Origin of the sequence: Paramesorhizobium leguminum (assembly GCF_003217235.1) — a bacterium.
In the GTDB taxonomy this organism is placed as follows: domain Bacteria; phylum Pseudomonadota; class Alphaproteobacteria; order Rhizobiales; family Rhizobiaceae; genus Paramesorhizobium; species Paramesorhizobium leguminum.
The window spans coordinates 49,734-62,683 of sequence record NZ_QJTF01000012.1 but is presented as its reverse complement, the minus strand read 5'-3'; the positions used below and the strand labels follow the sequence as shown (position 1 = coordinate 62,683).

9 protein-coding genes and 1 tRNA gene are annotated in these 12,950 nt (G+C 60.5%); 5 read left to right on the top strand and 5 right to left on the bottom strand.

The genetic code is table 11. From position 1 onward, the window contains the following. Positions 1 to 412 precede the first annotated feature (412 nt). From C7477_RS11360 to ytfQ, 5 genes are all read right to left on the bottom strand, one after another. Complete coding sequence (locus C7477_RS11360) at positions 413 to 1,102, bottom strand: FadR/GntR family transcriptional regulator (RefSeq protein WP_110752240.1); 690 nt, start codon at positions 1,100 to 1,102, stop codon at positions 413 to 415. 74 nt (positions 1,103 to 1,176) lie between these two features. Then, positions 1,177 to 2,166: a galactofuranose ABC transporter, permease protein YjfF gene (gene yjfF / locus C7477_RS11355; RefSeq protein ID WP_110752155.1), complete on the bottom strand. Its 990-nt coding sequence runs from the start codon at positions 2,164 to 2,166 to the stop codon at positions 1,177 to 1,179. Continuing rightward, positions 2,163 to 3,191: an ABC transporter permease gene (locus C7477_RS11350; protein ID WP_110752153.1), complete on the bottom strand. Its 1,029-nt coding sequence runs from the start codon at positions 3,189 to 3,191 to the stop codon at positions 2,163 to 2,165. The genes yjfF and C7477_RS11350 overlap by 4 nt, the downstream gene beginning before the upstream one ends. Before the next feature lie 327 nt (positions 3,192 to 3,518). Continuing rightward, positions 3,519 to 5,072, bottom strand: a complete 1,554-nt coding sequence (gene ytfR, locus C7477_RS11345; protein WP_245411817.1) for a galactofuranose ABC transporter, ATP-binding protein YtfR — start codon at positions 5,070 to 5,072, stop codon at positions 3,519 to 3,521. Between the two features lie 181 nt (positions 5,073 to 5,253). Beyond that, positions 5,254 to 6,201, bottom strand: coding sequence for a galactofuranose ABC transporter, galactofuranose-binding protein YtfQ (gene ytfQ, locus C7477_RS11340; protein ID WP_425373560.1), 948 nt, complete (start codon positions 6,199 to 6,201; stop codon positions 5,254 to 5,256). A 260-nt stretch (positions 6,202 to 6,461) separates the two neighbouring features. On the opposite strand from ytfQ, the gene C7477_RS11335 reads away from it, so the two are divergent. The 5 genes from C7477_RS11335 to C7477_RS11315 all read left to right on the top strand — a co-directional run bounded on the left by C7477_RS11335 (position 6,462) and on the right by C7477_RS11315 (position 12,863). Continuing rightward, the gene (locus tag C7477_RS11335; protein ID WP_110752149.1) at positions 6,462 to 7,484 is read left to right on the top strand and encodes an aldose epimerase family protein; all 1,023 of its coding nucleotides are present in this window, start codon (positions 6,462 to 6,464) and stop codon (positions 7,482 to 7,484) included. A gap of 29 nt (positions 7,485 to 7,513) precedes the next feature. After that, entirely contained in the window at positions 7,514 to 8,275 is a 762-nt protein-coding gene (locus C7477_RS11330; protein WP_110752147.1) for an alpha/beta hydrolase family protein, read from the top strand. 276 nt (positions 8,276 to 8,551) lie between these two features. Beyond that, positions 8,552 to 10,111, top strand: a complete 1,560-nt coding sequence (locus C7477_RS11325; protein WP_245411816.1) for a sensor histidine kinase — start codon at positions 8,552 to 8,554, stop codon at positions 10,109 to 10,111. Between the two features lie 187 nt (positions 10,112 to 10,298). After that, positions 10,299 to 10,375: transfer RNA gene (locus C7477_RS11320), tRNA-Arg, on the top strand. Positions 10,376 to 10,721: 346 nt separating this feature from the next. Then, positions 10,722 to 12,863, top strand: a complete 2,142-nt coding sequence (locus C7477_RS11315; RefSeq protein ID WP_110752145.1) for a ParB/RepB/Spo0J family partition protein — start codon at positions 10,722 to 10,724, stop codon at positions 12,861 to 12,863. Positions 12,864 to 12,950: the final 87 nt, after the last annotated feature.

Below are 12,950 nucleotides of genomic sequence, written 5' to 3'. Positions count from 1 at the left end.
GCAATATATGTTTTTTTAACTATAAAAGTTTACGTGATATCAAATGGTTGAGATAGGTATACATGATGCTGCCTTGCGTATTAAATGCGGTATTTAAAGATTTACACCTAAGAAATTTTGATTAACGCCGAATCAATAATGGATGGCTGTCGAGTAATAATGAGACGGTTGTCCTTTCTTTGTATGCATCCTGTCGTCATTCTCGGGCTCGTCTCGAGAATCTGCTGCGGCCGGATCATCTAGGCAATAATTCGTTTTTCTTTCTATGTCGGTAGGTTTAACCCGAGGATTGAGAATAACCGAAATCATCTTATAGATGCAGATTAAATAGCATAACTATCGTTATAGTTGAATTAAATCGTATGGCCTGCCAAGCGATTTCTCGCGAAAGTCCTAAAAAATCTACGATACTTCACCCCGCCACGCCGTTCTTCAGCCGCTCCGCCTGCGCAACCCGCTCCGCTCCTTCGAAAATAACGAGCCGCATGGCCGCGCGGGCGGCTTCCGGGTCGCGGGCGGCGATGGCGTCCGCGATGGCGCGGTGCTTCTGGGCTGACGCTGCATGCCGCTCCGTATCGGGAATGGGGGAGGAGAGCGTGAAGGCGGTGACGAGCGCCACCTCGATAAGCGCGCTCAGCGAGCGCATGAACGGATTGCCGGAGGCTTCCGCGATTGTCAGGTGGAATTGCAAATCGCTATGGACGAAATCCTGCGCCGTATCGTTGCGCTCGCCCATGCGGTCGGCCCAGCGATAGAGATCGGCCAGTTGCTTTTCGGTGCGCCTTTCCGCAGCCCGCGCGGCGGCTTCCGGCTCGAGCGCCAGCCGCATTTCGGCGAGGCTTTCCATGAACCTCAAATCGACGCCCGCCTCGAAATGCCAGATCAGGATATCGGGGTCGAAAAGGTTCCATTGCGAGCGCTCGCGCACCCGCGTGCCGATCTTGGCCTTGGGCTGGATCAGCCCCTTGGCCGCAAGCGTCTTCAATGCCTCGCGCAGCACGGTGCGCGAAACGCCGAAGCGTTCCAGAAGCTCGGCATCCCCCGGCAGGATGCTGTTTTCGGCATAGTAACCCTTGACGATGCCTAATCCCAGATCGTGCATGACATGCGCATGATGGGTGCGCGATTGCGCCGACGTGCTGAAATCATATTGGCCAAGCTGCGTTTTATCGATCGTCACCCGGTACTCCTTGCCATGCTTCGTTCCGTTACCCGCCTTTCCGACAAAAATACAAGAACGCGCTGCAATGCGATGAACGCGAACAGCAGTATTCCCACGACAATCTTGGTCCACCAGCTCGAAAGCGTGCCATCGAAGACGATGTAGGTTTGGATGATGCCCTGGATGAGAATGCCGAAGAACGTGCCCGCCACATAGCCGACGCCGCCGGTGAGCAGCGTTCCGCCGATGACCACGGCGGCGATGGTATCGAGCTCGACGCCGACGGCCGACAGCGAATAGCCGGCGGAGGTGTAGAGCGAGAAGACAATGCCGGAGAGAGCGGCGAGGAAGCCGGACAGCGCATAGATGCCTATGGTGGTGCGCCCCACTGGAACGCCCATCAGTTCCGCGGATGTACGGTTGCCGCCGATGGCGTAGATATAAGAGCCGAAGCGGGTGAAATGCGCGATGATGATGCCCGCCGCGAACACCGCAAGCATCAGCCCGCCGACCAGCGTCAGCCTTCCACCGCCCGGCAAGCGCCAGTAAAGCCCTTGAAGGGTGGTGTAGAAGGGGTGGTTGATGGGGATCGACTGCGTGGTGAGAACGAAGCAGAGCCCGCGCGCCAGAAACATGCCCGCCAGCGTGACGATGAAGGCCGGCACATCGAGATAATGGATGATTGCGCCCATGGCCGCGCCGAAGAGGGTCGCGAAGACAAGCGCGATGGCGAAGGCGGCCAGCGGGTGGACGTCGTGCTGCGTCACCAGCACGGCGATGAGAACCCCGGTAAAGGCGATAACCGAGCCGACCGAAAGATCGATGCCGCCGGAGATGATGACGAAGGTCATGCCGACCGCCGCAATGCCGAGGAAGGCATTGTCGGTCAGGAGATTGCCGAGAACCCGCGTCGAAAGCATGTTCGGAAACTGGATCACGCAGGCCGCATAGAGCAGCACGCAGATCAGCAGCGTGGCGTAGAAGGGCAGAAGACGGGTGTTCATGGACGGATTTCCTGCCGTTCGATTTTTGCCGGCTTCAGCTCGCGCTTGAGGAATATGCCAAGGCCCGAAGCCGAGGCGGACTGCGCGAGCAGGATCATGATGATGACGGCGGCCTTGAGGATGAGGTTGTATTCCGGCGGAAAGCCCGAAATCAGGATGCCGGTGTTCATCGCCTGGATGATGATCGCGCCGAGGATCGACATCAGGATGCTGAACCGGCCGCCCAGCAGCGATGTGCCGCCGATGACCACGGCGAGGATGGCGTCGAGTTCCAGCCAGAGACCGGCATTGTTTGCATCCGCGCCGCGGATATCGGCGGCGGCGATGATACCCGCGAGCCCGGCGCAAAGACCGCTGAAGCCGTAGACCAGCAGAAGGATGAGCCGGCTGTTGATGCCGGAAAACGTGCTGGCGCTGCGATTGACGCCGATGGCCTCGATCAGCAAGCCGAGCGCGGTGCGCCGCACCAGGAGAATAGCGGCGACACCCAGAATCGCCGCCAGAATGACCGGCATGGGAAAGCCAAGGAACGCGCCGGTGCCGAAGAAGATGAGGCCGGGATCGGTGAAGGTGACGATGCTGCCCTCGGTGATGAGCTGCGCGATGCCGCGCCCCGCCACCATCAAGATCAGCGTGGCGATGATGGGCTGCAGATCGAAAAAGGCGATGAGCAGGCCGTTCCACAAGCCGCAGACGAGGCCGACCCCAAGCGCCGCAATCACGATGACAGGCAGCGGATAGCCATGCACCGCCAGCGTCGCCGCCACCGCGCCCGAAACCGCCATGACAGCGCCGACCGAGAGATCAACGCCCTTCGTGGCGATGACCGCCGTCATGCCGATGGCGAGAATAACCACCGGCGCGCCGCGATTGAGCACATCGATCACGCTCCCGAAGAAACGCCCGTCCTGGAAGCGGATGTCGAAGAAGCCGGGGAAGGCGAGATAGTTGCAAAACAGGATGACCGCCAGCGACAGAAGCTGCGGCATGGCCTTGGTGAGGGAGGGAGGGATGAAGCGGTTCATTGTGCGAACCTTTCATGGCGAGATACAGTTGCGAGGTATATGGCACCCTGCTTTAGCTGATCGGTTATCTCCCACGGCTCTCCCATCGTCATCCTCGGGCTTGACCCGAGGATCCACGGCTGAGGGGCGCTGACGTTACCACCACAACGACGCGATCCAGCAAGCGCATGGGGCCGATATCTAGCTGATGATTCATGATTCCGTTGAGGGTGATAATACCGCTTCCGCCACCTAGCCGTGGATCCTCGGGTCAAGCCCGAGGATGACGATGATGGGGGGTGGGGGAGATGCCCGGCAGGGCAGAGGGGGGTGACCACGCATAACATCCTAATGCACCTTCCCCGTATCCGCCGCGATCGTTCGCATGATCGTTGCCGCGTTGATGTCCGCTCCGGTCAGTTCCGCCGTATGAACCCGGTCGCGCAGAACGCGGACGCGGGTGGAGTAGGCGACGATTTCCTCGATCTCGGAGGAGATGACGACGAGCGCCATGCCTTCGTCGCAGAGCTTGTTGATGAGCGCGATGATTTCCGCATGCGCCCCGACATCGATGCCGCGCGTCGGCTCATCCAGAATGAGCAGGCGCGGATTGGTGGCGAGCCAGCGGGCGAGAATGACCTTCTGCTGGTTGCCGCCGGAGAGAAACTTGACCGGCTTCTCCATATCGGTGGTGCGGATATCGAGCGCCTTGATGAAGCGGTCGGCCAGTTCCGCCTGTTCGCGGCTGGACAGGCGATTGAGCCAGCCGCGCCGCGCCTGCAGCGCCAGCGCGATGTTTTCGCGCACGGAGAGATCGCCGGCGATGCCGTCCGTCTTGCGATCTTCCGGGCAGAGGCCGAAGCCGGCCTTGATCGCCTCGCGCGGGTTGCGGATACGAATTTCCTGCCCGTCGATAGAGGCCTTGCCGCTATCGGGAACATCGATGCCGAAAAGCAGACGCGCGGTTTCCGTGCGACCTGAACCAAGCAGGCCCGCGACGCCGACAACCTCGCCGGCGCCGATATCGAGATCGAACGGTGCGATGCTGCGTGCGAGACCATAATTGCTGAACGAGATGCGGCGGGAGGAAGGTTCCGGCGCGGCGCGGTGCCCGGTATGGGTCGCTTCGGCGAGCGTGCGGCCAAGCATCTTGGAAACAAGATCGATCTTGCTCAAATCCTTGGTCAATGCCGTCCCTGCAAGCCTGCCATTGCGCAGGATCGTCACGCGGTCGCTGACGGCATAGACCTGGTCGAGGAAGTGGGTGATAAAGACGATGCCCATGCCGCGCGCCTTCAACTGGCGCATGACGGCGAAGAGCATCTCCGTCTCATGCGCATCGAGGCTGGCGGTCGGCTCGTCGAGGATCAGCACCTTGCCTGAGAGATCGACGGCGCGGGCGATCGCGATCAGTTGCTGCACCGCCACCGAATATTGCGCCAGAGTGGCTGAAACATCGATATTCATGTCATATTGCGCGAGCAGCGTCCGGGCGCGCCTTTCCATCTCGCGGCGATCGACGAAGCCGAAGCGCTTGGGCTGGCGGCCGATGAAGAGATTTTCCGCAACCGACAGATTGGGCAGGAGATTGACCTCCTGATAGACGGTGCCGATCCCCAGATGCTGCGCCTGCAGCGTATCGCGAACGCCGATGGCCTCGCCCTCGAAGCGGATCGTGCCGGAATCCGGCTGATGTACACCGGTCAGAACCTTGATCAGCGTCGATTTTCCAGCGCCGTTTTCGCCCAGAAGCGCATGGATTTCACCCGCGCGAATGGCGAAATCGACACCGTCGAGCGCGCGGAAGCCTAGAAACGACTTGCTGATATTCTCGACGCTCAGGAGCGCGTCGTGCTGGCTCAAATCCCGCGCAGGTGTCTGCGCAAGTGCATTCTCCATCATGCCGCGATCCTCCAACTGAGCCTCACCCGCAGACCCTCCCGCTAGCCCCTCACCCTTACCCTCTCCCCGTAAAGGACGGGGAGAGGGGGCATAGGCGTTGCCGCGTCTTCCTTCTCCCCGTTCTTCACGGGGAGAAGGTGCCGGCAGGCGGATGAGGGGCAGGCGTAGAGATCAAAAGGACCTAGTACCCCAGCCCCTTCTTCTCCTCATAGACCTTCATCGGATCGTCAGCCTGCGTATAAAGCTTCGATTCCGTCTGGATCCATTTCGCCGGGGCCTTGCCGCTGTCCTTGAATTCCTTCAGTGCATCGAAGGCCGGACCGGCCATGTTCGGCGTCAGTTCCACCGTCGCATTGGCTTCGCCTTCGGCCATCGCCTTGAAGATATCCGGAACCGCATCGATGGAGACGACCAGGATATCCTTGCCGGGCTTCAAGCCCGCTTCCTTGATGGCCTGGATCGCGCCGACGGCCATGTCGTCATTATGGGCGTAGAGCGCGCAGATGTTCTTGCCGCCATTCTCCGCCTTGAGGAAGCCTTCCATCACTTCCTTGCCCTTGGAACGGGTGAAATCGCCCGTCTGGCTGCGAACAATCTTGAGATTGGCGTGGCCGGCAATGCCTTCCTCAAAACCCTTCTTGCGGTTGATCGCCGGGCTCGAGCCGACGGTTCCCTGCAGTTCGACGATATTGCACGGCTTGTCGCCGACCGTCTTCACCAGCCAGTCGCCTGCAACCTTGCCTTCATGCACGGTGTCGGACGTGACAGCCGTCAGATAAAGATCGGGATTGGACGTCTCGATGGTGCGGTCGAGAAGAATGACGGGGATTTTGGCGTCCTTGGCCTCTTCGAGCACCGAATCCCAGCCCGTGGCGACCACTGGCGCGATGAAGATGCCGTCAACGCCCTGCGCGATGAAGCCTCTGATGGCCTTGATCTGGTTTTCCTGCTTCTGCTGCGCATCGGCGATCTTCAAATCGACGCCGCGCTTTTCCGCCTGCTGCTTGGTGACGGCGGTCTCCGCGGCGCGCCAGCCGGATTCCGAACCGATCTGCGAAAAACCCACCGTCATGCCGGCGGCATTGGCCGCGCCGGCAAACGCAATTGCCGCAACCGTGGTCATCATCATGCGCTTGAAATACGACATTAGATCCTCCCTTGTCGTCTGAGTAGAATAGTACTCCAACGTCCGGCCCAGCGCCCCATCCTGAGACGTCAAGTCTCAAGATGCCTCCGATACGCTGTCCTCCCGAACTGGCTTAGCTATTATCATATAGTAATATGAAAAGAGAAGCGGCTATTTGCAATTTCCCTATGTGATTTGCGGGCGCCGGAGAGTAGTGGGAAGATACGCATAAAGATTAGGCGCTGAAAGGTGGGAGGAAGAAGATGAGCAAGATGGAATTCGGGTCTTTGGCGGGCGGGCAGTCGGTTCACGCCATCGATATCGGCAACGGGAATTTGCGCGCGCGCATCCTCACCTATGGCGCGACGCTTGCCGATCTGACGCTTGGCGCAGAAGACGGCCCGCACTCGGTCATCCTCGGCTTCGATACGCTTGAAGATTATCTGGCCCAGACCGCCTATGTCGGCGCCATCGCCGGGCGCTGCGCCAACCGCATCGCCGGCGGCCGCTTCACGCTCGACGGCGTCGATCACCAGTTGAGCCTCAACGAGAACAGCCGCACGCATCTGCACGGCGGCGTCGAAGGGTTCTCCGCCAAGCTATGGGAAATCACCGGCCTGACGCCATCGTCGGTCACGCTGACGCTCACATCGCCCCACGATGACGAAGGCTATCCGGGCGAAGTGCGCGCGACATGCCGCTATTCCATCGAAGGCCGGACGCTGACGCTGGAACTCACCGCCGAAACCGACCGGCCGACGCTCGTCAATCTGGCGGGCCACGCCTATTTCAATCTCGACGGCTCCGATACGATCCTCGACCATCGCCTGACCATCATGGGCAAGGCCTATACGCCCGTCGATGGCGATCTCATCCCGACCGGCGAAATCGCGCCCGTGGCAGGCACGATCTACGATTTCACCACGCCCCGCGCGATCCGTTCCGGCGATCCCGACCATCCGCATGCCGGCTACGACCACAACTTCGTCCTCGCCATGGAGCCCGCAATAACCCCGCGCCCCGCCGCCCGCCTCGAAGGCCCCCAAAGCGGCATCGAGATGGAAATCTGGACGACGGAACCCGGACTGCAATTCTACGACGGCAAGTTCCTCCCGGTTCCGCAGCCCTTGCGCGGCGGGCGGGAAGGCCACCGCTATGGCGGCCTGTGCCTCGAACCCCAACGCTTCCCCGACGCCATCCACCACCCGCATTTCCCCGGCGCGGTGCTGCGACCCGGGGAGACCTACCGGCAGGTGACGCAATATGTGTTTGGTGAGGGGGATTGAGGGGGCTGTCAGATGCAGAGGTTGGTAACATGGCGCTGAAAATTGTCCGTCGCCTGATACCCGATTGGGGCACTACCTATGGGCCGCCCGGCGATGGTCCTTTCCCAGCTATCATGGTCTTTCACGGCTCGGAAGGCGCTTGGTCAGGATGGAGCCACCGAAATGCCGTGATCTTTGCCGCGCACGGTTTCCTTGCGTTTCCTTTTGGATACTCAAATGGAGGCAATGCTTGGAATGCAGGAAATATCGTTGACGTACCTCTGGATAGGGCCGCCGATGCTCTTGCTGCATTGCGAGCGTTTCCTGTCACGGGCAAGAAGGTGGGACTTTATGGCGTTTCTCGCGGCGCGGAACATGCCTTGCTGCTCACATCTCTTATGGTCCGCGACAATTTGAGCGGCATACCGGACGCCGTCGCCATTCATAGCCCGCCAGATGTCATCTGCGGAGCATTCGATGGTCGAGTATGGCGGGACGCAGGCGATCCCGGATGGCAATCGTGGGATCCGGGCAAACGCGCATGGTCGTGGCGTGGCTCCTCTGATGAGCTTCTTCCTACGACTCCCATTGAAATCGAACGCTTTGAAGGGCCTCTGTTCCTAAGTCATGGAACGGCTGATCGGGTCTGGTCCGTCGATATGACGCGCCGTTTGGCCGAACGGCTGCATCGCTCCGGTCGCGCATCCGAAACTCACTATTATGAAGGGCAGGATCATGTTCCCGGAAGCGCCGCCGAAAATGAACATCATGAACACTTGTTGGCATTCTTCGAACGCAATCTGGCACCTTGAGCGATATTGTTTCCCGAATTCGAGGAAGGGAATGCCTATTCGGTCGATTTCGAGCAATATTATTGAAGGGATAACCGCAATGACCGAAGGCTTCTCATGATGCGTGGCATGGGGCCCGCGAAATCGATGTGAGCGCCGTGCCGACCATAAGGCCGCGTGAGGGATCGATCCGGGAGGACTCAAGAAATTGTGTGCCTGCCATGGAAACCACCCATTTCGCGGCATATATAAGCCGCAATTGCTGGCATTTCGCCGGCGGCACGGCGGGTTGGATCGATGGCCGAAAAAGATGATGGCAGGGAAATGGAGGGTGGGGCCGCTGCCGTGCCGGGGGCAGCATACCGCGCCAGCGCCTGCGAGAAAAACCGCCCGCTGATCAAATTGCCCCTGCGCCATCGCCTTTCCAGCAAAGTCCTGCTGCTGACCGTTCTTTCCGTGCTCGTGGCGGAAGTGCTGATTTTCGTGCCTTCCGTCGCCAGCATGCGGATGCGCTGGCTGACGGCGCGGCTTGATACCGTGGCCGCCGTCAGCATCGTTCTGGCCGACGGGCAGACGCCCGACGTGCCGCGCGCGGTGCAGGACAGCGTGCTTCTGGCGACAGGCACCAAGGCCATCGCGCTGCGCGAGAAAGACGCCTCGCGGCTTCTTGCCATGTCCGAGATGCCGAAAACCATCGATCAACATATAGACCTTGCCCATACCAGCGAGGCAGCGGCGATATGGGACGCCTTCGATACCCTCTTCGCCGGCGGTAACCGCACCTTGCGGGTCTACGGGCCGGTGGGCAACGGCGACAAGGTGATCGAACTCGTCACCTCGGATGCGCCGCTGCGTGAGGCGATGTTGGATTATGCGGCGAACGTCGCTTTTGTATCACTGGTGATTTCGCTCATCGCCGCAAGCCTCGTCTATCTCGCGATCAACGAATTGCTGCTGCGCCCGGTGCGCCGCGTGCATCGCAACATCATCCATTTCGCCGAAGCGCCGGACGACCCGACGCGCATCATCGTTCCCGACAGTCGAAAGGATGAACTGGGCGTGGCGCAGCGCCAGCTGGCGGCAATCCAGACTGATTTGCAGCGTACTTTCTCCGAGCAGAAGCATCTGGCCGATCTGGGGCTGGCGGTTTCCAAGATCAACCACGACATGCGCAACATCCTCGCCTCCGCGCAGTTGATGTCGGATCATCTGGCGGACGCCAAGGATCCGATCGTGCAGCGCTTCGCGCCAAAGCTCATTCGCACGCTCAGCCGGGCGATTGGCTATGCGGAAAGCGTCATCGCCTATGGGCGCGCGCAGGAAGCGCCCCCGAAGCAGCGCCGCGTGCTGCTGCACACTATCATTGCCGATGTGGAGGAGACGCTGCCGATTGACCCGGACAGCGGCATAGAATTCCGCAATATGGTGCCGCGGGATTTCGAGGTGGATGTGGATGCGGAGCAGTTCTTCCGCATCATGACCAATCTTTGCCGCAACGCCGTGCAGGCGATGGCGGCCGACCGGCCGAGCGATTCAAGCGTGGTGAAGCGCCTGACCATCACGGGAGGACGGGTCGGGTCGGTTGCCATTATCGGCATCGAGGATACCGGCCCCGGCCTGCCGCAAATGGCCCGCGACAATCTCTTCACCGCATTCCGCGGCTCGACACGCAGCGGCGGCACAGGCCTTGGCCTCGCCATCGCGCATGAGTTGGTCCGCGCGCATGGCGGCGCCATCGAATTGCGCGGGGACAGGACATTCGGCACGCATTTCGAGATCCGTATCCCCGACATGCCGGTTTCGCTGGCGAGCTGGCGCAAGCAGCGGCAGGCCGCGAAAGCCGGCAAAAGCGCCTGAGCATGATCCAGGAAAGTTGCAGACTTTTCGGGACAAGATCATGCGGCTTAAAAAACATGGCGCTACCACCTTTCGCCGCTCAAAAAGAAATTGCTGATAGATTACAGTTTTTTGTCATAAGCGCTTGCAATCCGGAACCGAACCAATTAGTTACCGCGCTGCGTCAAGTGACGCACAAAATGGTCAAGCGCCCGTAGCTCAGCTGGATAGAGCACCAGACTACGAATCTGGGGGTCAGAGGTTCGAATCCTTTCGGGCGCGCCATTCCATCTATTTGAATTTCATAGCAATTCAGAAACTTAGGCCAACTGACACCGGCTTAATTTTTAAAATTCAGCCGGTTTTTCAGCCGGTTTTGGAAAAGCGGATATCCTCGGGTAACGCTATCGCAGCTTGGCGTACGCGAGAGCCGATCAACTCGTCACAAAGACTTACACATCTGGTCATTCTAATTTGCCCAAAGCCGGAAATGCAGTTTCTCCGGCTTTGCGCATTTCCGTTTTGCCGATTGCGTGGCGCTGCCCTCCAGAGTGAGAGGGGCGGCGCTGCGCTTCTCGACGGGTTTCGGGCTGAGAGAGAGGCTCTCGGCGCCCGTCGCGGAGAAACCACCATGGCCAAAGCTGCCAAGAAGAAACCTGCCCCGATGATCGTCTTCTCGCGGGCGCGCGATATTCCGTTCAACCGGATCAGGTTGTCGGACAGCAATGTTCGCGAAACCGATATTGATGTCGGCCTCGATGAACTCACCTCCGACATCGAGCGCCGCGAGGATCTCGTGCAGGGCCTCAATGTCCGCGCTATCCTCGATGCTGATGGCAACGAGACCGGCGATTTTGAGACCCCTGCGGGCGGACGCCGTTACAGGTCGATCGCACGGCTGGTCAAGACCGGCCGCTTCCCGGAGGACGGGCTTGTCCCTTGCATCGTCAAGAAGGCCGATGCCAAGACCTCGGCTATCGATGACTCGCTCGCCGAGAACACCTTCCGGCTCGCGCTCCATCCGCTCGACCAATTCAAGGCGTTCAAGCGCATGGTCGACGGCGGGATGAGCACCAAGGAGGTGGCCAGCGCATATTTCACCACCCAGCGCTATGTCGAGCAGCGCTTGGTGCTCGCCAAGGTTTCGCCGGTGCTGCACGAGGTCTATGCCCAGAACGGCATGACGCTCGCGACGCTGGAAGCGTTCACCGCGCATCCGGACCATGGTCGTCAGGAGCAGGTATGGGATGCGGTCAAACAGTCCTACTATCGCGAGCCCTGGCGCATCCGTCAGATGCTGACCGAAACCAGCGTTCCCGCCTCCGACAAGCGTGCGCTCTTCGTCGGCATCGACGCCTATATCGCGGCGGGCGGTTCGTTGCTGCCGCGCTATCTCTTCGATGACGACGGGGAGGGGTGGCTGGAGGATGTGCCGCTGCTCGACCGGCTGGTGGCGGAGAAGCTGAAGGCTGCCGCCGACGAGATCGCCACCGAGGGATGGAAATGGATCGCCGTCGATATCAATCTTCCCTACGGCTACGATCACAGCCTTCGCGCGCTTGCCGGCACCTTCGCCGATCTGACGGATGAGGAGCGCGCCGCTCGCGATGCACTGCGCGAGGAATATGATCGTCTCGAGGCGGAATATGAAGGCGCCGACGAGCTGCCCGACGAAATCGATCAGCGTCTCGGCGAGATCGAGACGGCGCTCAAGGCATTCGAGAAGCGGCCGATGGTCTACGATCCTGCCGACATCGCCATCGCCGGCGTCTTCATCGGCATCGATGCCGACGGATCGTTGTTGGTGGATCGCGGATATGTCCGCTCCGAGGACGAGCCCCAGATGGATGCCGATGGCGCGGGAACCAGGGAGGCTGGCGGTGCCGGTGCTGATTCCGTTGCAGCCTCCGTCCAGCGTGCCGTCATCACGCTCAGCGGGCAGCCGGCCGAGCCGGAGGAGGAAGAGGAGGATGCCATCAAGCCGCTTCCGGAACGGCTTGTGACCGAACTGACGGCGCATCGCACCCTGGCGTTACGCGATGCGGTCGGAGCCAATCCGCATGTCGCCCTCACGGCGCTGCTCTACAAAGTGGTACGCGACACCTTCCAACGCGCCAGCACGTCAGGCGCCAGCCTGCAGGCTTCCGTCACGCATGTCTTCTTCCGCGAGCAGGGCAAGGATCTCGCGGAGGCTCCTTACGCGAAATCCGTCATGCGGCGTCATGAAGACTGGAAGGCTGAGTTGCCGAATGAGGAGGACGCTCTCTGGGACTGGCTCGCCACGCTTGACGAGGCCAGTCGCCTGGCGCTGCTCGCCCACTGCGTCGCCTACGGGATCAACGCGCTCTACGAACGGCCGAATCCCTATAGCACCACTGGCATCTCGCAGGCGGGGCTCGACCGTCGCATGGCCGAGGCGGATCGGCTGGCGCGAGCCGTCGGTCTGGACATGGTAGACGCCGGATTCAGGACGACTGCCGAGAATTATCTCGGCCGCGTGACCAAGCCGCGCATCCTCGAAGCGGTATGGGAAGGCGCGGGCGAACGGGCGGCGCAGCTCATCGATCACCTCAAGAAGGGCGACATGGCCAAGGAAGCCGAACGCCTTCTGGCGGACAGCGGCTGGCTGCCGGAACCGCTGCGCAGGTCCGACGCTTGCAATCAAGGGGGTAGTAGCGACACGTTGCCCGCCTTCCTCTCCGAGGACATCGACGAGGACGGGCTGTCCTACGCCGAAGAAAACAACGAAGCCCCAATGATCGCGGCCGAGTGATTTTGTGTAATCGATAGACCCACAACTTCACCGTGGCCCGGTGCTTCCTTTAAAGCACCGGGCCATTTGTCATGACAACCTGGGTAC

What these genes read in the sequence shown, in the direction of transcription:
- C7477_RS11360 (WP_110752240.1), bottom strand. Translation starts at nt 1,102, where the DNA reads ATGCACGATCTGGGATTAGGCATCGTCAAGGGTTACTATGCCGAAAAC.
- yjfF (WP_110752155.1), bottom strand. Translation starts at nt 2,166, where the DNA reads ATGAACACCCGTCTTCTGCCCTTCTACGCCACGCTGCTGATCTGCGTG.
- C7477_RS11350 (WP_110752153.1), bottom strand. Translation starts at nt 3,191, where the DNA reads ATGAACCGCTTCATCCCTCCCTCCCTCACCAAGGCCATGCCGCAGCTT.
- ytfR (WP_245411817.1), bottom strand. Translation starts at nt 5,072, where the DNA reads ATGATGGAGAATGCACTTGCGCAGACACCTGCGCGGGATTTGAGCCAG.
- ytfQ (WP_425373560.1), bottom strand. Translation starts at nt 6,201, where the DNA reads ATGATGATGACCACGGTTGCGGCAATTGCGTTTGCCGGCGCGGCCAAT.
- C7477_RS11335 (WP_110752149.1), top strand. Translation starts at nt 6,462, where the DNA reads ATGAGCAAGATGGAATTCGGGTCTTTGGCGGGCGGGCAGTCGGTTCAC.
- C7477_RS11330 (WP_110752147.1), top strand. Translation starts at nt 7,514, where the DNA reads ATGGCGCTGAAAATTGTCCGTCGCCTGATACCCGATTGGGGCACTACC.
- C7477_RS11325 (WP_245411816.1), top strand. Translation starts at nt 8,552, where the DNA reads ATGGCCGAAAAAGATGATGGCAGGGAAATGGAGGGTGGGGCCGCTGCC.
- C7477_RS11315 (WP_110752145.1), top strand. Translation starts at nt 10,722, where the DNA reads ATGGCCAAAGCTGCCAAGAAGAAACCTGCCCCGATGATCGTCTTCTCG.